Genomic DNA, 20840 nt, shown 5'->3' on the forward strand with positions numbered 1-20840 from the left:
TTAAACTTCGTAATGAATTACGTGTTCACTCTTGAGACTTGGTATTCATTTTTCGTCTTGCGACGTTAAGAAGCCGTATCTTCGAGTGCCCACACAGATTGTCTGATAAATTGTTAAAGAGCAGTGCCGCTTCGCTTTTTCTCAGCGGCGCGGGGTGTGCATATTACGCTTTCCCGCTTCAGAGTCAAGCGTTTATTTTTGCTTTTCTCCGTGAGGTTCTGGTCTGAACCCCGCTGACCCGGCGGACTGTATGCCGTTGTTCCGTGTCAGTGGTGGCGCATTATAGGGAGTTATTTCTGCCTGACAAGAGGAAATTTAAAATAATTTCTTAAGTGCCTGGTATTTACCCAAAACGCCATTAAACCGCCAGTTTTTCGAGCGTTTCAAAGCCATAACGCTGTAAAACGGGTAATAATTGTTCAGCTCCTGGCGTCATTGCCATGCAATAAGCAATATTGGCATCGGTTGATTTCGCATCCGGCGCTTCATGTTCCAACAGCCAGGCTGTACGACGCGCTATCGCCGCGCCGGAATCCACTAACCGCGTCCCTTCGGGCAGGACTTGCAAAAGCTCGTCCCGTAATAGAGGGAAATGCGTACACCCCAGAACGACCGTGTCAGGCGGCTCCGGCATTCGTAGCCATGGGCGTAATATACGGCGCAGTTCTTCCAGCGATACCGAATCGCCATGTAATTTAGCTTCCGCCAGTTCCACCAGTTCTGCCGACCCCAACATCGCTATCTGACATTCATTGGCGAAGCGCGCAATCAGCTCGTGAGTATAAGGACGTTTGACCGTGGCTCTCGTCGCCAGTAGCCCGACGACGCCATTGGCGGTCAACCGCGCCGCTGGTTTAATCGCAGGCACAACGCCCACCACCGGGAAGGCAAACTTTTCACGTAATGCGGGAAGTGAGACCGTACTGGCGGTATTACAGGCAATCACCGCCAGTGAAAGGGGATAGCGCTGCTGTACCGCAGTCACAATCTCGACAACGCGCTCAACGATAAACGTTTCGCTCTTTTCCCCGTAGGGGAAAGCCACGTTATCGAAAGCATATATATAGTGGAGATCCGGCAGGAGCCGCCGAATCTCATCATAGACCGACAATCCACCGACGCCGGAATCAAATACCAGCACGGTGGGACGTGGTTCAGAAGGTGTAGCTGCCAGACAAGGTGTATTCTCGTCCTGCAGTTTGGTAGCCATAAACTGTCTCGTAATCTTTGTCGAACAGGTTGGCTATTTTACCACGAACTGTCAGATGTGAGGTGACCGGATATGCAACCGTAAGATCCCATAAACTGACGCCGCCCATTTTTACTGTCCGGTATGGGTAAGCGGAGTAATCCGAATCATAGCGGGAACCAAGGTATTGATATGTCACCCCCCAGTCAAAATCGTAAACGTCCCAGTCAAGTTGATATTTTGCCATCTGTTTGGAACGCCGGGGTAATGGCGTATCGGTAATCGCATTACGCGCATCAACGTAATCATAACTGACCGTATGCGTTAACGGTCCGGTATCGAAATTCGCCGTCGCCTCAATACCTTTAATGCGCGCCTTGCCTTCGTTGTAATATTTTTGCAGATGATCGTCATAATCGATCATGTCATTAATATCGTTACGATAACCTGAAATACGCCAGCTGACGCCAGCGGTGAGCCCTTCAAATGCGCCTTCCCACTGTTTACTCTTTTCAGGATTCAGGTTCGGATTACCGTAATACCCATACAGCTGGCCCAAATTAGGCGCTTTGTAGGAGGTTCCGTAGGAGGCAATAAAGCGATAACCTTCTATAAACTCCCATCCCGCGCTGGTTTGCCATGTACCATGACGACCAAACTGGGAGTTGTCATCACTGCGCGCCGCCGCTTCCAGAGTGAAGTCACCCAACTGTTGTAATCCTGTCAGGTAAACCCCGGTATTACGCTGGTCATATCCCTCGGGCACATAGCCGGTACCTGGCGTGGTAGTCTGTTTCTGCCAGTCTACGCCCGCCCCAACATTACCGTGCCCCACGACCACACTGTTGGTCCATTGAACATTGTACTGTTTCATCTCATCCAGCGTGGCGGAGGTATCATACCGGCCATAGTGCGGATCATAGTTGTAATCTTTACTGTGGCTATAGCTTGAAACCAGCTGAGACTGAATACGTTCGCCATTAAAGCGCAGCCCGGCGTCCCAGCTTTGGCTATAAAGTTTGCGTGTATCAATCAGCGGCGAGCCCGGCGAGTAATAGGCGTCGTAATCGGTACGGTTATCGTAGCCATAACCACGCACGAATCCGCTCCAGCGATCAGAAAAGGTATGCTCTAACGCGCCATAAAGCGTTTTACTCAAAAAGCCGTCCCGGTCAGGCTGCGCCTGCATCCCGGTACCGCCTTTCGCTACCACGTCAAACCCTTTGGTGTATTCGTAATCGCCGATCAACGTCGCCCGCGTGTTTTCGCCAAGTTGCTGTTGCGTCGAGATGTCGTAATTCTGGTAGCTATTGCTTCCCCATCCAGCGGTTAATTCTGTGCCTGGGTTATCGCGCGTCGTAATGATATTCACTACGCCGCCGATAGCATCGGAACCATAAATAGCGGAGCGCGGACCGCGAATATATTCAATGCGCTGTACCAGCGACACCGGGAACTGGCTGAGATCGGCGGACCCGCTCACGCCTGCTAAATTCAGACGCACGCCGTCAATCAATACCAGTACATGGCTGGAGTTGGTGCCGCGAATGAAAATGGAGGAGTTTTGTCCGGCGCCGCCGCTCTGCGCAATATCGACGCCAGGCAAACGGCGCAGAACATCATTTACGGAGGTCGATTGCCAGCGTTCAATATCCTGACGCGTCACGATGGTAACGGGCGCCAGAACCGCGCTGCGCGGCTGCTGAAAACGGTTGGCGGTGACAACCAGGGTATCCGGGCTAGTGTCCTGCGCCCAAGCGGAAAAGGCCGTGACGGAGAACGCCGTCAGCAGCGTAGCTTTTTTAATCATTGTAAAGCATCCACAATATAAGAAGGATGCCGCAGGCTTCATCGATAGTACGCGATGATGAAAAACCAGATGCGACGTTAGCCGGCAGGTCTTCGGGCTTGGAGGGTTATCCGTTGACTGGATAGCAGAAATGATGACTTCCCGCCGGAGGCAGTGTCTGCTTACGCTCTCATCTCACCTTTCCTTACCGCTGCGCGTCAGCTCCAGATTTTCACTGGATTCCCTATTAACTCACAGGACCGGCCCACGGATGCTACCGTCTGTCACAACACCCTGTCCAGACCGCGCATCACAAATCAGAAATCATCAATAGCTGGACATCCACTGAGCAATCCCTACAATCCCCGCGTACTTTTATTATTCAGGATGCGATATGACCCCCGAACATCTTCCGACAGAACAGTATGAGGCGCAGCTGGCCGAAAAAGTGGCGCGCTTGCAGAGTATGATGGCGCCGTTTTCTGGCCTGGTTCCGGAAGTATTTCGCTCGCCGGTCAGTCACTATCGTATGCGTGCGGAATTTCGCCTGTGGCATGACGGCGATGACCTGTACCACATTATGTTTGATCAGCAGACCAAAAGCCGGATTCGCGTTGACACCTTCCCGGCGGCCAGCCAACTGATTAATACCTTAATGAAGGCGATGATTGCCGGCGTGCGCGATAATCATGCACTGCGGCATAAGCTGTTCCAGATCGATTATCTCACGACCTTGAGCAACCAGGCGGTAGTGTCGTTGCTGTACCATAAGAAGCTGGACGAAGAGTGGCGTGAAGCCGCCACTGCGTTACGCGATGCTTTACGCGCGCAAGGTCTGAACGTACACCTGATTGGCCGGGCTACTAAAACCAAGATCGAATTGGATCAGGATTATATTGATGAGCGTCTGCCTGTGGCAGGTAAAGAGATCATCTACCGCCAGGTCGAAAACAGCTTTACGCAGCCAAACGCCGCCATGAATATTCAGATGTTAGAGTGGGCGCTGGAGGTGACGAAAGACTCAAAAGGCGATCTGCTTGAGTTGTATTGCGGCAACGGCAATTTTTCTTTAGCGCTGGCGCGCAATTTTAACCGCGTGCTGGCAACCGAAATCGCCAAACCGTCCGTCGCTGCCGCACAGTACAATATTGCCGCTAATCATATTGATAATGTGCAAATTATTCGCATGGCGGCGGAAGAGTTTACCCAGGCGATGAACGGCGTTCGTGAGTTTAACCGCCTGCAGGGGATCGATCTGAAGCGCTATCAGTGCGAAACCATTTTTGTCGATCCGCCGCGCAGCGGTCTGGACAGCGAAACAGAAAAAATGGTGCAGGCTTATCCACGTATTCTGTACATTTCCTGCAATCCGGAAACGTTGTGCAAAAACCTGGAAACGTTAAGCCAGACGCACACGGTGTCTCGCCTGGCGCTATTCGATCAGTTCCCGTATACGCATCATATGGAATGCGGGGTATTACTCACCGCAAGGTAAAATGTACGTCGGATGGCCGGTTATACCGCCATCCGGCCTTCGCACACTACTCTGCGGTGTCCTGCTTGCGGTTACGCAGTTTAAAGCCAATCCAGAATACCAGAATCACCGACAGCACCGCCGGGAAGAAATTAGAGCCAATATCCGGATATTCTGCACGCACGACGGTGCTATACAGTAAAACGCCAAGAATGAAACAGGCGGCGGCCAACCCCGGCAAACCTACCGGCATAGTACGATTTTGGTAGCGCTGATGCAGGCAATATACCGTCAGCACCAGCGAGATAACAGGGAATACGGAGAACGGCACAATAGCGCTAAACAGCGCCGCGAATGTGCCGTTAATCGATAAGCCAGCGATGAGCGCCAGCAACAGCGTACCTTTATCTTGACCTGACTGTTTCATTACTCGTCCTTCACGTTATTCGGAATGTTGTGCTATTTTCTCTTGCTCACGGCGATACCAGTAATACGCCCCTTTCGCAATCATGCGCAGTTGCAATACCAGCCGCTCTTCTAATTGCCGACGCTGTTCAGCGCCGATGTCCAACGCCTCTGCGCCCGCGCTAAAGACAATAGTCACCATCGCTTCGGCCTGGGCTTCAGTAAACGCGCGCGGCATATGGTTTTCGAGTTCCAGATAGTCGGCAAGTTCCGCAATAAAATGCTGAATCTCCCGCGCGACGGCGGCACGAAACGCCGCGGAAGTGCCGGAACGCTCGCGCAACAACAGACGGAAGGCGTTGGGATTGTTGCCGATAAACTCCATAAATGTAGAGACCGACGTGCGAATGACGCTGCCGCCTTTCGCGATACGCTGTCGCGCCTGACGCATCAACTGACGCAGCATCAGACCACTTTCATCCACCATCGTCAGACCGAGTTCATCGACATCGCGAAAATGACGGTAAAACGACGTTGGCGCAATGCCCGCTTCACGCGCCACCTCACGCAAACTCAGGCTGGCGAAACTCCGCTCAGCGCTCAGTTGGCTGAATGCGGCTTCCACCAGCGAACGCCGGGTTTTTTCTTTTTGTTGCGCTCTAACACCCATCACAATGTCTGAATCCTTCCATATGCCTTATTCGGCACTATACCAGAGAATAAAAGTAACGGGTTCACACTGGATTGTGAATGATTGTTTACAGACAGTTTGTGCTCCGGCTTCGCAAAAAAGCACAACGATAATTGGGTTAAAGCTGGACAAATGTTATCATCGTGTTTATTTTATGTATAAAAACAGGTGAGTAATACCATGCCACATTCCTGGGATTATGATGCAGTCGTCATAGGGTCAGGCCCCGGCGGTGAAGGCGCTGCAATGGGTCTGGTTAAGCAAGGAGCACGCGTCGCGGTGATTGAGCGTTATCATAACGTTGGCGGCGGATGTACCCACTGGGGTACCATCCCATCCAAAGCCCTTCGCCACGCCGTCAGCCGCATTATTGAATTTAATCAAAACCCGCTCTATAGCGACCACTCCCGTCTCCTTCGTTCTTCTTTCGCCGATATCCTTAATCATGCCGATAACGTGATTAATCAACAAACGCGTATGCGTCAGGGGTTTTATGAGCGTAACCACTGTGAAATCTTGCAGGGCAACGCCCATTTTATTGACGAACATACCCTGGCGCTGGAATGCCATGACGGCACGGTTGAAACCCTGACGGCAGAAAAATTTGTTATTGCCTGTGGTTCGCGTCCTTACCATCCCAATGATGTGGATTTCTCGCATCCGCGCATTTATGACAGCGACTCAATCCTGAGTCTCCACCATGAACCGCGCCACGTTATTATTTACGGCGCAGGCGTTATCGGCTGCGAATATGCGTCCATATTCCGCGGTATGGATGTGAAAGTGGATCTGATCAACACCCGCGATCGCCTGCTGGCCTTTCTCGATCAGGAGATGTCCGACTCTCTCTCTTACCATTTCTGGAATAGCGGCGTGGTTATTCGCCACAATGAAGAGTATGAGAAAATCGAAGGCTGCGATGATGGCGTCATCATGCACCTGAAATCCGGCAAAAAACTGAAGGCTGACTGCCTGCTCTATGCTAATGGCCGTACCGGTAACACCGATTCGCTGGCGCTGGAGAATATTGGTCTGGAAACAGACAGCCGTGGACAGCTCAAAGTCAACAGTATGTACCAGACCGCCCTGCCGCACGTCTATGCGGTGGGCGACGTGATTGGCTATCCCAGTCTGGCCTCCGCCGCCTACGATCAGGGACGTATTGCAGCGCAGGCGCTGGTGAAAGGCGAAGCGACCGCGCATCTTATCGAAGATATCCCCACCGGGATTTATACCATTCCGGAAATCAGTTCTGTCGGCAAAACCGAGCAGCAGTTAACGGCAATGAAAGTGCCTTACGAAGTGGGCCGCGCGCAGTTTAAGCATCTGGCGCGAGCGCAAATCGTCGGCATGAACGTCGGCACGCTAAAAATTCTCTTCCACCGCGAAACCAAAGAAATTCTGGGGATTCACTGCTTTGGCGAACGCGCCGCCGAAATTATTCATATCGGCCAGGCGATCATGGAGCAGAAAGGTGGCGGTAACACCATCGAATACTTCGTTAACACCACCTTTAACTACCCAACCATGGCGGAAGCTTATCGGGTTGCGGCGTTGAACGGCTTAAACCGCCTGTTTTAACGCCTTGTCGAAATGGCCATCCATTGCGCCACGGATGGCCTCTGCCAGTTGCTCATAACGGCTACGCAGCGGCGATCCCGGGCGATAAACCAGCCCCACGGTACGACGCGGCTCCGGCTTAATGCATGGCAGATAAACCACGCCGTCGCGCTTACGCTCCTGCGGTACGGCCAGCGCGGGGAGTAGTGTAATACCACTGCCCGCCGCCACCATGTTACGCAGCGTTTCCAGACTGGTCGCCCGGAAATGGGTATCTTCATCCGCTCCCGCTTCAAAACAGAACCCCATCGCCTGATCGCGCAGACAGTGGCCATCTTCCAGCATCAGTAATTTCTCGCCCGCCAGGTCGGACATCGGCACGCGATCGCGATTCGCCCACGGATGATCCTCATAAATAGCCAGCATCATGGGCTCATCAAACAGCGGCACTTCGATGAACGCCTCGCTCTCTTTCACCAGCGCCAGAATAGCGCAGTCAAGCTTGCCGCTATCGAGTTGCGCTAACAACTGGTGCGTTTGCGCCTCATGCAGATACATTTCCAGCTTCGGGAAAGTCTGGTGCAACATTGGAATGATAAGCGGCAGCAAATAGGGACCAATTGTTGGGATTAAACCAATATGCAGCGGGCCGGACATCGTCTCGCCTTGTTGGCTTGCCATCTCCTTGAGCACCTTGACCTCACGCAGTACGGTACGCGCCTGATCCACCAGCAGTAAGCCCGCCTGGGTAAACAGCACCTTACGGCTCGTACGCTCCAGCAGCATAACGCCCAGCTCATCTTCCAGCTTACGTATTTGCCCACTAAGGGTTGGCTGGCTGACGTGACAGGAGTCCGCCGCTCGCCGGAAATGGCGATGTTCGGCTAACGCCACCAGATATTCAAGATCACGAATATTCATTATTCATCCTCCGTCGCCACGATAGTTCATGGCGATAGGTAGCATAGCAACGAACGATTATCCCTATCAACCTTTCTGATTAATAATACATCACAGAACGGAGCGGTTTCTCGTTTAACCCTTGAAGACACCGCCCGTTTAGAGGGTATCTCTCGAACCCGAAATAACTAAAGCCAACGTGAACTTTTGCGGACCTCTGGTCCGCTTTTTTTTTGCGTAAAAAAGCCCGGCGTCGCTGATGCTCGGCCGGGCAGTATTACCTGATGGCGCTACGCTTATAAGGCCTACAACGCGAGGCGCGCCCTGGCATCGTCGATGGCCTGCGCCACCTGCTGTGGAGAAACGCCGCCTTTTGCCGCCCGTTTATCCAGACACGACTGCAAAGACAATATCGGATACACATCGTCGCCAATCACGCGGCTGAATTTCTGTAAATCGGCCAGCGGCAACGCTTCCAACGGCTTACCCTGGCGAATAGCTTCTACCACCGCCTCGCCGACAATATGGTGCGCTTCGCGGAACGGCACGCCTTTCGCGACCAGGTAATCCGCCAGCTCGGTGGCGTTAGCATACCCCTGTTGCGCCGCCTCCTGACAACGTGGGCGTTTCACCTGAATACCGTCCAGCACCAACGCCGCCATATGCAGGCAGTCAAGCCAGGTATCGAGCGCATCGAACAGCCCTTCTTTGTCTTCCTGCATATCTTTGTTGTACGCCAGCGGCAGACCTTTTAAGGTCATCATCATGCCGGTTAGCGCCCCTTGTACGCGACCGCACTTACCGCGAATCAGCTCCAGCGCGTCCGGGTTTTTCTTCTGCGGCATTAACGATGAACCGGAAGTCACGCGGTCAGAAAGCTCTACAAAACCCGCTTCACCAGAATTAAAGAAAATCAGATCTTCCGCGAAGCGTGACAGATGCACCATGCCGATAGCCGCATCAGAAAGCAGTTCCAGTACGTGGTCACGATCGGACACGCTGTCCAGGCTGTTGCGGGTCGCAGACGCAAAGCCCAGCCAGCCTGCCAATTGTTCACGGTCAATTTCATAGGCCGTTCCCGCCAACGCGCCGCAACCTAGCGGACTCACGTCCAGACGTTTAAGCGTGTCCTGCAGGCGGCTTTCATCGCGCGCCAGCATTTCGACATACGCGAGACACCAGTGGGCGAAAGTCACTGGCTGCGCGCGTTGCAGATGGGTATATCCCGGCATTACCGCGTCCTGGTTCACCTGCGCGGTTTCCACCAGCGCGCTCTGTAGCAGGCGGTTAGCGGTAAGCAGTTCCCTCACCGTCTCTTTGCACCACAGTTTCAGGTCCGTCGCCACCTGATCGTTACGGCTGCGCCCGGTGTGCAGCTTTTTACCCAACTGGCCCACTTTGTCGATGAGCTTACCTTCCACCCAGCTATGGATATCTTCCGCATCGCTTTGCAGGATTTGCTGCGGATTCGCGCGAACCTCCTCCAGCAGCACGTTCAGCGCTTCTTCCAACTGTCGTTGCTCATCGGCAGTCAGTACGCCTACCGTGACCAATGCTTTGGACCAGGCCACAGAACCGACAATATCCTGCTCCGCCAGACGGTAATCGAAGCGCAACGAATCATTGAATTGTTTAAACCGCTGGTCTGCCGCCTGTGTAAAACGCCCACCCCAAAGTGCCATAATAGACTTCCTTAAATTCTTCGAATTTCACTGCCGGATAGCGCTACGCTTATCCGGCTTACAATTTCTGTTCACGTAGGCCCGATAAGGCGCAGCCGCCATCGGGCGAACAAATAGTTAAGCCAGAATACGCGTGCCAATCGGCGTGCCGTTAAACAGCGCCGGCAGTTGCTCCGCATGACGCCAGGAAGCGATATCCACCGGGCGACCCAGCGCCCGCGCAGCATCGAGAGCCGCATTCACTTTCACAATCATCCCGTCGGTAATAATGCCCTGGTCGATAAGCTGCTCGGCTTTGGACGCCGTCATTTCGGCGATACGCTGGCCTTTGCCGTCCAGAATACCGCTCACGTCGGAAAGCAGGATCAGATCGGCCCCCAGCGTCGCCGCCAGCGCGGTTGCCGCCTGATCGGCGTTGACGTTCATCAGTTGGCCGTCGTCTGTTACGCCAATGGAGCTGACCACCGGCAGAAAGCCGTTTTCCAGCAGCATGTTAATCAGCTTCGGCGACCCCGGCTGCGCCAGCCCGACGTGGCCTAACGCTTCATCGAGTTGGGTCACGTTTACGCTGTCGCCATCGCCCAGAAACAGACCAACAGAGGCGATATGGTGTTTCTTCGCCCAGGCCAGCAGAGTCTTGTTAGCGGTTCCCGCCAGCGCGCCGGTAATGATGCCAATCTGATCGGCAGGCGTCACGCGCAGGCCGTCTTTCTTTTTCACTGGCAAATTCAGCCCTTTCATCAGCTCATCCACCACGCAACCGCCGCCGTGAACAATCACCAGCGGACGCTGATGGGACTCACGATAGTTGACCAGCGCGGTAAAAAGACGTTCCAGCGCCTCTTCGCTATCCAGTAATACGCCACCCAGCTTGATAATTAATGGATTCATCATTTCACCCTTAAATAAGAGACTGCGTTTCAGCGAAGCCAAAACGAATATTAGCGCACTGCACCGCCTGCGCCGCTGCGCCTTTCAACAAGTTGTCTTCGGTTGCCACCACAATCAGATGTTCGCCCTGGACGGCAAAACCAATATCGCAGAACGGCAGCCCGACGACGTTCTTTAACGCCGGAACGCCTTTGTCATACAGGCGCACCAGCGGTTTATCGCCATAGGCTTTTTGCAACACGTCGGCGACCTGCGCATGGGTTACTCCCGCTTTCAGGCGGCAGGTAATGGTTTCCAGAATCCCGCGCGGGAAATTCCCCAGATGCGGGGTGAAGATGACCTCCGCGCCCAGATGGGCGGCGATTTCCGGCTGATGACGATGCGTAAACACGCCATACGGTTGCAAACTCACTTCACAGAAACTGTTCGATATTGCCGCTTTGCGCCCCGCGCCGCTCACTCCGCTGGTGGCATTAATTACCGGCCACTGCGTCAGATCCAGAAGCCCGCCGTCAATCAGCGGTTTTAGCGACAACTGCGCTGCGGTTGGATAGCAACCAGGAACCGCAATCAGATTCGCCGTGTTCAGTTTATCGGCATTCCACTCCGCCAGACCGTACACCGCCTGCTCCAGCAGCTCAGGATACTGATGAGTAAATCCGTAGTACTTTTCATAGAAGGCGCGATCGTTTACCCGAAACGCGCCGGAAAGATCGAATACGACGCATCCGGCCTGTAAAAACTGCGGCGCCAGATCGTGGCTCACTTCATGCGCTGTCGCCAGGAACACCACATCAACATCTGCGCTAAAGTCACGTACATCCGACATCGGTTGCAATGGCAGGTCGACAATCCCTTTTAACTGCGGATGTAAATCAGAAATTAACTTTCCTGCATCATTGCTTTGCGCTGAGACGGTCAAAGCGGTTATGGTCATATGTGGGTGGCGATTTACGTAGCTTACAAGCTCTGCGCCCGCATAACCGCTAGCGCCTACAATCAGCGTATTCAACATCGGGTTCCTTTATGCTCAACGTTAATGTATTTTTATTCATAATTAATGCATGAATATTGATACTATCATGACCTGAGGTGTGTCAACAATGAAAAACGTTTTACCGCCATTTATCGAGATTTACCGCGCTCTGATTGCCACACCGTCGATAAGCGCAACCGAAGAATCCCTGGATCAAAGTAATGCGTCTTTAATCACTTTGCTTGCAGGCTGGTTCAGCGATCTTGGTTTCAACGTAGAGGTTCAACCGGTTCCAGGAACGCGAAACAAATTTAATATGCTCGCCAGCACCGGACATGGCGCGGGCGGTTTGCTGCTGACCGGCCATACCGACACGGTTCCCTTTGATGACGGACGCTGGACGCGCGACCCGTTCACGCTGACCGAGCACGACAATAAGCTCTATGGTCTGGGCACTGCGGATATGAAAGGCTTCTTCGCTTTTATTCTGGACGCGCTACGTGACGTTGACGTCACAAAGTTGAAAAAGCCGCTCTACATTCTGGCGACCGCCGATGAAGAGACCAGCATGGCGGGGGCGCGTTATTTTTCCGAAACCACGGCATTACGTCCGGACTGCGCGATCATTGGCGAACCGACGTCGTTGCAACCGATACGCGCGCACAAAGGGCATATCTCTGATGTCGTTCGCGTCCTGGGGCAGTCCGGTCATTCCAGCGACCCGGCGCGTGGGGTTAACGCCATTGAACTGATGCACGATGCGATTGGCCATATCATGCAACTGCGTGACTCGCTGAAAGCGCGGTATCACTACGAGGCGTTTACCGTTCCGTATCCAACGCTGAATCTGGGCCATATTCACGGCGGCGATGCCTCAAACCGTATCTGCGCCTGCTGCGAATTACATATGGATATTCGTCCACTGCCGGGCATGACGTTAAACGACCTTAATGGACTGCTTAACGACGCGCTGGCCCCGGTAAGCGAACGCTGGCCGGGCCGCCTGACGGTGGCGGAATTACATCCGCCGATTCCAGGTTACGAGTGTCCACCGGACCACCAACTGGTTGAAGTAGTAGAAAAACTGTTGGGAACGAAAACCGACGTGGTGAACTACTGTACTGAAGCGCCGTTTATGCAGACATTATGCCCAACGCTGGTGCTTGGTCCGGGCTCAATTAATCAGGCGCATCAGCCGGATGAATATCTCGAAACGCGTTTTATTAAGCCAACCCGGGAATTGATTACCCAGGTAGTACACCATTTTTGCTGGCATTAATGCATATTGCCCGGTGACGCGATGTTTACCGGGCCTACCCCGTCTTGTAGGCCGGATAAGCGCAGCGCCATCCGGCGTCTCTACGCCACATGTTCATAAGCATTTCTTATTTGGCACGATGTGAATTAACTTTAATAAATTACCGTCATTTCTTCGTTTGCTGAACCGATTTCGCAGTAATTGACGCCACGGGTTTTACGTGGCTTTATAAAAGACGGCTAAAAAGCAAAGTCCGAAAAATTTCACGTCACAGCAAGGCGGCAAACGAGCCCATTCCGGAGAACTGGCATAAGGGCGAGAGCAGCCAACGCCGCTGTGGTATGAAAGAGACAGGGCAATTACATTAAAGATGGGGTGTCTGGGGTCATATGAACGAACAATATTCCGCGTTGCGTAGTAATGTCAGTATGCTCGGCAAGGTGCTGGGAGAAACCATCAAGGATGCGCTGGGAGAGCACATTCTTGATCGCGTAGAAACAATCCGTAAGCTATCCAAATCTTCACGCGCCGGCAATGAAGCTAATCGCCGGGAGCTGCTCACCACGCTACAAAATTTGTCTAATGACGAGCTGCTGCCAGTTGCGCGCGCGTTTAGTCAGTTCCTGAACCTGGCCAATACTGCCGAGCAATACCACAGCATTTCGCCAAAAGGCGAAGCCGCCAGCAACCCGGAAGTGATTGCCCGCACTCTGCGTAAACTGAAAAACCAACCGGACCTCAACGACGCAACCATCAAAAAAGCGGTAGAGTCGCTGTCTCTGGAGTTGGTGCTAACCGCCCACCCGACAGAAATTACCCGCCGTACGCTTATTCACAAGATGGGTGAAATCAATAACTGTCTGAAACAGCTTGATAATACCGATATCGCCGACTACGAACGCCACCAGGTGATGCGTCGCCTGCGCCAGTTGATTGCCCAATCCTGGCATACGGATGAGATCCGCAAGCAGCGCCCAAGCCCGGTGGATGAAGCCAAATGGGGCTTCGCCGTGGTTGAGAACAGCCTGTGGCAGGGCGTACCTAACTATCTGCGTGAACTGAACGAACAACTGGAAGAAAATCTCGGCTACAAATTGCCGGTGGATTTTGTGCCGGTACGTTTTACCTCCTGGATGGGCGGCGACCGAGACGGCAACCCGAACGTGACGGCGGATATCACCCGCCACGTACTCTTGTTAAGCCGCTGGAAAGCCACCGATCTGTTCCTGAAAGACATTCATGTTCTGGTATCAGAACTGTCGATGGTCGACGCCACGCCGGAGCTGCTGGCGTTAGTGGGTGAAGAAGGCGCGTCTGAGCCGTATCGCTACCTGATGAAAAAATTGCGCGCCCGTCTGATGGCGACCCAGTCCTGGCTGGAAGCGCGTCTGAAAGGCGAGGAGCTGCCCAAACCGGCTGGCCTGCTGACGCAAAACGAGCAGCTCTGGGAACCTCTGTACGCCTGCTACCAGTCGTTACAGGCCTGCGGCATGGGCATTATCGCCAACGGCGAGTTACTCGACACGCTCCGCCGCGTGAAGTGTTTCGGCGTACCGCTGGTGCGTATTGATATCCGCCAGGAGAGCACCCGCCATACCGAAGCGCTGGGCGAAATTACCCGCTACCTCGGTATTGGCGACTACGAAAGCTGGTCGGAAGCCGACAAGCAGGCCTTCCTGATCCGCGAGCTGAACTCCAAACGTCCGCTACTGCCGCGTAATTGGGAGCCGAGCAACGATACCCGCGAAGTGCTTGAAACCTGCAAGGTTATTGCCGAAGCACCAAAAGGGTCGATCGCCGCCTACGTAATTTCAATGGCGAAAACGCCGTCTGATGTGCTGGCTGTGCATCTGCTGCTGAAAGAGGCAGGTATCGGCTTTGCCATGCCGGTCGCGCCGCTGTTTGAAACCCTCGACGACCTGAACAACGCCGACGACGTGATGACCCAGTTGTTGAATATCGACTGGTATCGCGGGCTGATTCAGGGTAAGCAGATGGTCATGATCGGCTACTCCGACTCGGCAAAAGACGCCGGCGTCATGGCCGCGTCATGGGCGCAGTATCAGGCGCAGGACGCCCTGATCAAAACCTGTGAAAAAGCCGGCATTGAGCTCACTCTCTTCCACGGCCGCGGCGGCTCTATTGGCCGTGGCGGCGCGCCAGCCCACGCGGCGCTGCTTTCGCAACCGCCAGGCAGTCTGGAAGGCGGTCTGCGCGTGACCGAGCAGGGCGAGATGATCCGCTTCAAATACGGCCTGCCGGAAGTCACCGTCAGCAGCCTTTCGCTCTACACCAGCGCAATTCTGGAAGCAAACCTGCTGCCGCCGCCGGAACCGAAAGACAGCTGGCGTCATATTATGGATGAGCTTTCCGTTATCTCCTGTGAAACCTACCGCGGCTACGTGCGCGAAAATAAAGACTTTGTACCGTACTTCCGCTCCGCGACGCCGGAGCAAGAGTTGGGCAAATTGCCGCTCGGCTCACGTCCGGCGAAACGTCGTCCAACTGGCGGTGTCGAATCGCTGCGCGCGATTCCGTGGATCTTCGCCTGGACGCAAAACCGCCTGATGCTGCCAGCCTGGCTGGGCGCGGGTACTGCGCTGCAAAAAGTGGTGGAAGACGGTAAACAAAGCGAACTGGAAGCCATGTGCCGCGACTGGCCGTTCTTCTCCACGCGTCTTGGGATGCTGGAAATGGTATTCTCGAAAGCCGACCTGTGGCTGGCCGACTATTACGATCAGCGTCTGGTGGCGAAAACGCTATGGCCGCTGGGCAAAGAGCTACGAGACCTGCTGGAAGAAGACATTAAAGTGGTGCTGGCGATTGCCAACGATTCGCACCTGATGGCCGACTTACCGTGGATTGCGGAGTCCATTCAGTTAAGAAACGTTTATACCGATCCATTAAACGTGTTGCAGGCCGAGTTGCTGTATCGTTCCCGTCTGACTGAAGAGCAGGGCAAATCGCCCGATCCTCGCGTCGAACAGGCGTTGATGGTCACGATTGCGGGCGTCGCCGCCGGTATGCGCAACACCGGCTAACGCCAAAAGAAAGCCGCCCTCACGCAGTTATGTGGGGGCGGCATGAAATACTGCTGTCATCCTCGTCATTTTTTCAATATATTCCTGTCTGCACATTTTATGCATTTATAAATCTTTCTTAGCAAAACGTGCGGCATAAAGCAGGTTTGCTTCAGATTCTTTTAAGGTTCAGGCGTTACGTTTGGCGCTACGATTAAAGACAGGCTCTCATTATGCAATCCACATTACTCCAGACTAAACCCGCGTTTAGCTGGAAAGCCCTGGGCTGGGCACTGCTCTACTTTTGGTTCTTTTCCACCCTCCTGCAGGCCATTATTTATCTCACCGGATACAGCGGGACAAACGGTCTGCGGGATTCGCTACTGTACAGCTCACTGTGGCTGATCCCGGTCTTTCTGTTTCCAGGCCGCATCCGGGTTATTGCTGCCGTTATTGGCGTCGTACTCTGGGCCGCCTCGCTGGCGGCGCTGAGCTATTACGTAATCTACGGGCAGGAGTTCTCGCAAAGCGTGCTGTTTGTGATGTTTGAAACCAACGCCAATGAAGCCAGCGAATATTTAAGCCAATATTTCAGTCTGAAAATTGTTCTTGTCGCGCTGGCTTATACGGTGGCGGCGATTTTGCTGTGGACACGTCTGCGCCCGGTTTATATTCCATCCCCCTGGCGTTATCTGGTGTCGTTTGCCCTGCTGTACGGGCTGATCCTCCATCCCATCGCGATGAATACCTTTATCAAGCATAAGTCGATGGAGAAAACGCTGGATAGCCTGGCGTCACGAATGGAACCCGCCGCTCCGTGGCAATTTATTACTGGCTACTATCAGTACCGTTTACAGATCGCCTCGCTGAATAAACTGCTGAATGAAAACGATGCCCTGCCGCCGCTGGCTAACTTCCAGGACCACTCCGGCGATGCGCCGCGCACACTGGTACTGGTGATTGGCGAATCGACCCAGCGTGGCCGTATGAGTCTGTACGGTTATCCGCGCGAAACCACGCCGGAACTGGACGCGCTGCATAAAACCGACCCCGGGCTGACCGTGTTTAATAATGTGGTAACTTCGCGACCGTACACCATTGAGATCCTGCAACAGGCGCTAACGTTCGCGGACGAAAAGAACCCGGACTGGTATCTGACGAAGCCATCGCTGATGAATATGATGAAACAGGCCGGGTATAAAACCTTCTGGATCACTAACCAGCAGACGATGACGGCGCGTAATACCATGCTGACCGTGTTCTCTAAGCAGACTGATAAGCAGTTCTATATGAACCAGCAGCGCACTCAAAGCGCGCGCGAATATGACAGCAACGTGCTGGCGCCGTTTAAAGCGGTGTTAGCCGACCCGGCGCCGAAAAAATTCATTATTGTGCATCTGCTGGGAACGCACATTAAATACAAGTTCCGCTATCCAGAAAACCAGGGCAAGTTTGATGGTAAAACCGACCATGTTCCGCCGGGATTAAGCAGCGACGAACTGGAATCGTATAACGATTACGACAACGCGAACCTGTATAACGACTATGTTGTCGCCAGCCTGATTAAGGACTATAAAGCGACCGATCCGAACGGTTTCCTGCTCTACTTCTCCGACCACGGTGAAGAAGTGTATGACACGCCGCCGCATAAGACGCAGGGACGAAACGAAGATTCGCCAACCCGTCATATGTATACGGTGCCGTTCCTGCTGTGGACCTCAGAGAAATGGCAGGCGGCGCATCCGCGCGACTTCTCACAGGATGTCGATCGTAAGTACAGCAGTTCCGAGCTTATCCATACCTGGTCGGACTTAGCGGGCCTGACCTATGATGGTTACGACCCGACGCGTTCCATCACCAACCCGCAGTTCAAAGAGACCACGCGCTGGATTGGCAACCCGTATAAGAAAAACGCGCTGATTGATTATGATACGTTGCCGTATGGCGATCAGGTCGGTAATCAATAGCCTGTATGTTGCCCGATAACGCTAACGCTTATCGGGCCTGGCGTTCTTCTCTCCCGTAGTCCGGATAAGGCGCAAAGCGCCGCTATCCGGCAATAATTGCTTGAGGACATCGGTTTTCGACGTTACTGTTTCCTCTGTTTGCGATCGGCAGGGGATTATCATGTATCACGACGTCAGCCACCTTCTCTCCCGTCTCATCAACGGCCCGCTGCCGCTGCGCCAGATTTATTTTGCCAGCGCCAGCGGCCCAGCGCCGGAACTGGCGTACCAGGTGGATTTTCCGCGGCTGGAGATTGTGCTGGAGGGCGAGCTTACTGACATGAGCATTACCGCCCCGCTCATTCCTTGCGATGTTCTCTACGTTCCGGCTGGCGGCTGGAACATCCCGCAGTGGCAAACGCCCGTCACCACCCTGAGCATTCTGTTTGGCAAACAGCAGTTAGGTTTCAGCGTAGTCCACTGGGATGGTCAGCAGCATCAAAACCTCACGAAACAGCACGTTGCGCGCCGTGGCCCGCGTATCGGCTCTTTCCTGTTACAAACGCTTAATGAGATGCAGATGCAGCCGCAAGAGCAGCAAACGGCCAGATTGATTGTCGCCAGCCTACTAAGCCATTGCCGCGATCTGCTCGGCAGCCAAATCCAGACCGCCTCCCGCAGCCGCGCGCTTTTTGAAGCCATTCGGGAGTATATTGATGAACGCTACGCCGCGCCGTTGACGCGTGAATCGGTAGCACAGGCGTTTTATATCTCGCCAAATTACCTCTCGCACCTGTTCCAGAAAACGGGGGCCATCGGCTTTAACGAATACCTGAACCATACGCGACTGGAACACGCCAAAACGTTGCTGAAGGGCTATGACCTGAAAGTGAAAGAGGTAGCGCACCGTTGCGGCTTTGTCGACAGTAACTATTTCTGCCGCCTGTTTCGCAAAAATACGGAACGTTCGCCGTCGGAGTATCGCCGCCAGTATCACAGCCAGCTAACGGAAAAATAATCCACACGCCAGTAAAAAGAATACAGTAGATAAAACGCGCATTTACTGGATTATTGTAATATCAATGCAAAAACCTCACTCCCCCACATGGCATACAACAGCACGTTATACGTTAACCATCACCAACTTGTGAAGTAAATCACACTTTACCAAGAGCATCACATTTGTCCAGTTTTTGGCAGATTTGTCACATAGCGCATCCGGGGCACGCTCCTTTATCCTGTCCATAACGAAAACTCACGAAGAGAAAGACTATGGAACTCTATCTGGATACCGCTAACGTGGCGGAAGTTGAACGTCTGGCGCGCATTTTCCCGATTGCCGGCGTCACCACCAATCCAAGCATTGTGGCAGCCAGCAAAGAATCTATCTGGGATGTGCTGCCCAGGCTGCAAAACGCCATCGGCGAAGAAGGCACTTTATTTGCGCAGACCATGAGCCGCGACGCGAAAGGGATGGTGGAAGAAGCCAAACGACTGAATAACGCCATCCCCGGCATTGTGGTGAAAATTCCGGTGACCGCCGAAGGTCTTGCAGCGATTAAATTGCTGAAAAAAGAAGGCATCGTGACGCTGGGCACCGCCGTCTACAGCGCGTCGCAGGGCCTGCTGGCGGCGCTGGCGGGCGCAAAATATGTCGCTCCCTACGTCAACCGCGTTGATGCGCAGGGCGGCGATGGCATTCGTATGGTTCAGGAGCTGCAAACGCTACTGGAACATCACGCTCCCGACAGCATGGTGCTGGCGGCCAGCTTTAAAACACCGCGGCAGGCGCTGGATTGCTTACTGGCAGGTTGCCAGGCGATTACCCTTCCTTTAGATGTAGCGCAACAAATGCTCAATACGCCTGCGGTAGAGTCAGCAATAGAGAAGTTTGAGCAAGACTGGAAAAACGCTTTTGGTAATCTGAACCTGTAGGAGAGAAATGTATGGATCGCATTATTCAGTCACCAGGTAAGTATATTCAGGGTGCAAACGTCATCGCGCGTCTTGGCGATTATTTAAAACCAATGGCGAACAACTGGCTGGTTGTGGGCGATAAATTCGTGCTGGGATTTGCCGAAGAGACGCTGCGCAAAAGCCTGACGGGTGCCGGTTTGTCAGTAGAAATCGCCCCGTTTGGCGGCGAATGTTCGCAAAATGAGATCGACAGGCTGCGCGCCGTCGCCGAGAAAAGTCAGTGTGGTGCCGTACTGGGTATCGGCGGCGGTAAAACGCTGGATACCGCCAAAGCGCTGGCGCATTTTATGAACGTCCCGGTCGCTATCGCGCCGACCATCGCCTCTACCGACGCACCGTGTAGCGCGCTCTCGGTTATTTATACGGATGCCGGTGAGTTTGACCGTTATCTGCTGCTGCCGCATAACCCGAATATGGTCATTGTCGATACGCAGATAGTGGCGGGCGCGCCGGCGCGTCTGCTGGCAGCCGGTATCGGCGATGCGCTGGCGACCTGGTTTGAAGCGCGCGCCTGCTCACGCAGCGGCGCCACCACAATGGCGGGCGGCAAGTGTACACAGGCCGCGCTGGCGCTGGCGGAGCTATGCTATAACACGCTGATCGAAGAAGGCGAAAAAGCCATGTTGGCCGCCGAACAGCACGTCGTCACGCCAGCGCTGGAACGCGTCATCGAAGCCAACACCTACCTGAGCGGGGTCGGTTTTGAAAGCGGCGGTCTGGCCGCAGCGCACGCGATTCATAACGGTTTAACGGCGATTCCGGATGCGCACCACTATTATCACGGTGAGAAGGTCGCTTTCGGTACGCTGACGCAACTGGTGCTGGAAAACGCGCCGGTCGAAGAAATCGAAACCGTTGCGGCACTGTGCCATTCCGTTGGCCTGCCGATTACGCTGGCGCAACTGGATATTAAACAGGATATCCCGGCCAAAATGCGCACCGTCGCGGAAGCCTCCTGCGCAGAAGGTGAAACTATTCATAACATACCTGGCGGCGCAACGCCGGATGAAGTGTACGCCGCGCTGCTGGTCGCCGACCAGTACGGTCAACGCTTCTTGCAGGAATGGGAATAAGGTCGGCTT

16 protein-coding genes and 1 riboswitch are annotated in these 20840 nt (G+C 53.9%); of the genes, 8 read left to right on the forward strand and 8 right to left on the reverse strand.

What is annotated here, in order from left to right; translation table 11 throughout:
- Positions 1-358 precede the first annotated feature (358 nt).
- Both murI and btuB read right to left on the reverse strand, forming a co-directional pair.
- Positions 359-1210 carry a glutamate racemase gene (murI, locus tag J4685_RS17065; RefSeq protein ID WP_000201804.1) on the reverse strand — a complete coding sequence of 284 codons (852 nt, stop codon included), beginning with the start codon at positions 1208-1210 and terminating at the stop codon, positions 359-361.
- Positions 1155-2999, reverse strand: a complete 1845-nt coding sequence (gene btuB / locus J4685_RS17070; protein ID WP_000591403.1) for a TonB-dependent vitamin B12 receptor BtuB — start codon at positions 2997-2999, stop codon at positions 1155-1157. The genes murI and btuB overlap by 56 nt, the downstream gene beginning before the upstream one ends.
- 65 nt (positions 3000-3064) lie before the next feature.
- A riboswitch (cobalamin riboswitch) is annotated at positions 3065-3258 on the reverse strand.
- A 114-nt stretch (positions 3259-3372) separates the two neighbouring features.
- Between btuB and trmA the strand changes: the two genes are divergently transcribed.
- Positions 3373-4473, forward strand: a complete 1101-nt coding sequence (trmA, locus tag J4685_RS17075; RefSeq protein ID WP_000186976.1) for a tRNA (uridine(54)-C5)-methyltransferase TrmA — start codon at positions 3373-3375, stop codon at positions 4471-4473.
- Between the two features lie 46 nt (positions 4474-4519).
- Here the strand turns inward: trmA and J4685_RS17080 are convergent, their stop codons facing one another.
- Positions 4520-4879, reverse strand: a complete 360-nt coding sequence (locus J4685_RS17080; RefSeq protein ID WP_000813838.1) for a YijD family membrane protein — start codon at positions 4877-4879, stop codon at positions 4520-4522.
- A 15-nt stretch (positions 4880-4894) separates the two neighbouring features.
- A complete protein-coding gene (gene fabR, locus J4685_RS17085; RefSeq protein ID WP_000971959.1) occupies positions 4895-5530 on the reverse strand; it encodes an HTH-type transcriptional repressor FabR in 636 nt (211 codons plus the stop codon).
- 198 nt (positions 5531-5728) lie between these two features.
- Here fabR and sthA point away from each other — a divergent pair, with 198 nt between their 5' ends.
- Positions 5729-7129 carry a Si-specific NAD(P)(+) transhydrogenase gene (sthA, locus tag J4685_RS17090; RefSeq protein ID WP_001120789.1) on the forward strand — a complete coding sequence of 467 codons (1401 nt, stop codon included), beginning with the start codon at positions 5729-5731 and terminating at the stop codon, positions 7127-7129.
- Here the strand turns inward: sthA and oxyR are convergent.
- The 4 genes from oxyR to argC form a co-directional block, all read right to left on the reverse strand.
- The gene (gene oxyR / locus J4685_RS17095) at positions 7112-8029 is read right to left on the reverse strand and encodes a DNA-binding transcriptional regulator OxyR (protein ID WP_001025919.1); all 918 of its coding nucleotides are present in this window, start codon (positions 8027-8029) and stop codon (positions 7112-7114) included. The genes sthA and oxyR overlap by 18 nt on opposite strands.
- Positions 8030-8313: 284 nt before the next feature.
- Entirely contained in the window at positions 8314-9690 is a 1377-nt protein-coding gene (gene argH / locus J4685_RS17100) for an argininosuccinate lyase (RefSeq protein ID WP_001230040.1), read from the reverse strand.
- A gap of 117 nt (positions 9691-9807) precedes the next feature.
- On the reverse strand, positions 9808-10584 hold the full coding sequence (argB, locus tag J4685_RS17105) for an acetylglutamate kinase (RefSeq protein WP_001575262.1): 777 nt from the start codon (positions 10582-10584) through the stop codon (positions 9808-9810).
- A 7-nt stretch (positions 10585-10591) separates the two neighbouring features.
- Complete coding sequence (gene argC, locus J4685_RS17110) at positions 10592-11596, reverse strand: N-acetyl-gamma-glutamyl-phosphate reductase (RefSeq protein ID WP_000935332.1); 1005 nt, start codon at positions 11594-11596, stop codon at positions 10592-10594.
- Between the two features lie 88 nt (positions 11597-11684).
- Here argC and argE point away from each other — a divergent pair, with 88 nt between their 5' ends.
- From argE to J4685_RS17140, 6 genes are all read left to right on the forward strand, one after another.
- On the forward strand, positions 11685-12836 hold the full coding sequence (gene argE, locus J4685_RS17115; protein WP_000800204.1) for an acetylornithine deacetylase: 1152 nt from the start codon (positions 11685-11687) through the stop codon (positions 12834-12836).
- A gap of 368 nt (positions 12837-13204) precedes the next feature.
- Entirely contained in the window at positions 13205-15856 is a 2652-nt protein-coding gene (gene ppc / locus J4685_RS17120) for a phosphoenolpyruvate carboxylase (RefSeq protein WP_001005555.1), read from the forward strand.
- Between the two features lie 212 nt (positions 15857-16068).
- Complete coding sequence (locus J4685_RS17125) at positions 16069-17802, forward strand: phosphoethanolamine transferase CptA (protein WP_001192089.1); 1734 nt, start codon at positions 16069-16071, stop codon at positions 17800-17802.
- A 160-nt stretch (positions 17803-17962) separates the two neighbouring features.
- Positions 17963-18799, forward strand: a complete 837-nt coding sequence (locus J4685_RS17130; protein WP_000274595.1) for a helix-turn-helix transcriptional regulator — start codon at positions 17963-17965, stop codon at positions 18797-18799.
- Positions 18800-19053: 254 nt separating this feature from the next.
- Positions 19054-19716, forward strand: a complete 663-nt coding sequence (fsa, locus tag J4685_RS17135; RefSeq protein WP_000424866.1) for a fructose-6-phosphate aldolase — start codon at positions 19054-19056, stop codon at positions 19714-19716.
- A gap of 11 nt (positions 19717-19727) precedes the next feature.
- Entirely contained in the window at positions 19728-20831 is a 1104-nt protein-coding gene (locus tag J4685_RS17140) for a glycerol dehydrogenase (RefSeq protein ID WP_000374040.1), read from the forward strand.
- Positions 20832-20840: the final 9 nt, after the last annotated feature.

It is taken from the genome of Salmonella sp. 32100201201700099SM, assembly GCF_017572645.1.
Classification (GTDB): Bacteria; Pseudomonadota; Gammaproteobacteria; order Enterobacterales; family Enterobacteriaceae; genus Salmonella; species Salmonella enterica.

Bases quoted from the DNA above. Each gene is read 5' to 3' on its own strand.
- murI (WP_000201804.1), bottom strand. From the start codon at position 1,210: ATGGCTACCAAACTGCAGGACGAGAATACACCTTGTCTGGCAGCTACA.
- btuB (WP_000591403.1), bottom strand. From the start codon at position 2,999: ATGATTAAAAAAGCTACGCTGCTGACGGCGTTCTCCGTCACGGCCTTT.
- trmA (WP_000186976.1), top strand. From the start codon at position 3,373: ATGACCCCCGAACATCTTCCGACAGAACAGTATGAGGCGCAGCTGGCC.
- J4685_RS17080 (WP_000813838.1), bottom strand. From the start codon at position 4,879: ATGAAACAGTCAGGTCAAGATAAAGGTACGCTGTTGCTGGCGCTCATC.
- sthA (WP_001120789.1), top strand. From the start codon at position 5,729: ATGCCACATTCCTGGGATTATGATGCAGTCGTCATAGGGTCAGGCCCC.
- oxyR (WP_001025919.1), bottom strand. From the start codon at position 8,029: ATGAATATTCGTGATCTTGAATATCTGGTGGCGTTAGCCGAACATCGC.
- argH (WP_001230040.1), bottom strand. From the start codon at position 9,690: ATGGCACTTTGGGGTGGGCGTTTTACACAGGCGGCAGACCAGCGGTTT.
- argB (WP_001575262.1), bottom strand. From the start codon at position 10,584: ATGATGAATCCATTAATTATCAAGCTGGGTGGCGTATTACTGGATAGC.
- argC (WP_000935332.1), bottom strand. From the start codon at position 11,596: ATGTTGAATACGCTGATTGTAGGCGCTAGCGGTTATGCGGGCGCAGAG.
- argE (WP_000800204.1), top strand. From the start codon at position 11,685: ATGAAAAACGTTTTACCGCCATTTATCGAGATTTACCGCGCTCTGATT.
- ppc (WP_001005555.1), top strand. From the start codon at position 13,205: ATGAACGAACAATATTCCGCGTTGCGTAGTAATGTCAGTATGCTCGGC.
- J4685_RS17125 (WP_001192089.1), top strand. From the start codon at position 16,069: ATGCAATCCACATTACTCCAGACTAAACCCGCGTTTAGCTGGAAAGCC.
- J4685_RS17130 (WP_000274595.1), top strand. From the start codon at position 17,963: ATGTATCACGACGTCAGCCACCTTCTCTCCCGTCTCATCAACGGCCCG.
- fsa (WP_000424866.1), top strand. From the start codon at position 19,054: ATGGAACTCTATCTGGATACCGCTAACGTGGCGGAAGTTGAACGTCTG.
- J4685_RS17140 (WP_000374040.1), top strand. From the start codon at position 19,728: ATGGATCGCATTATTCAGTCACCAGGTAAGTATATTCAGGGTGCAAAC.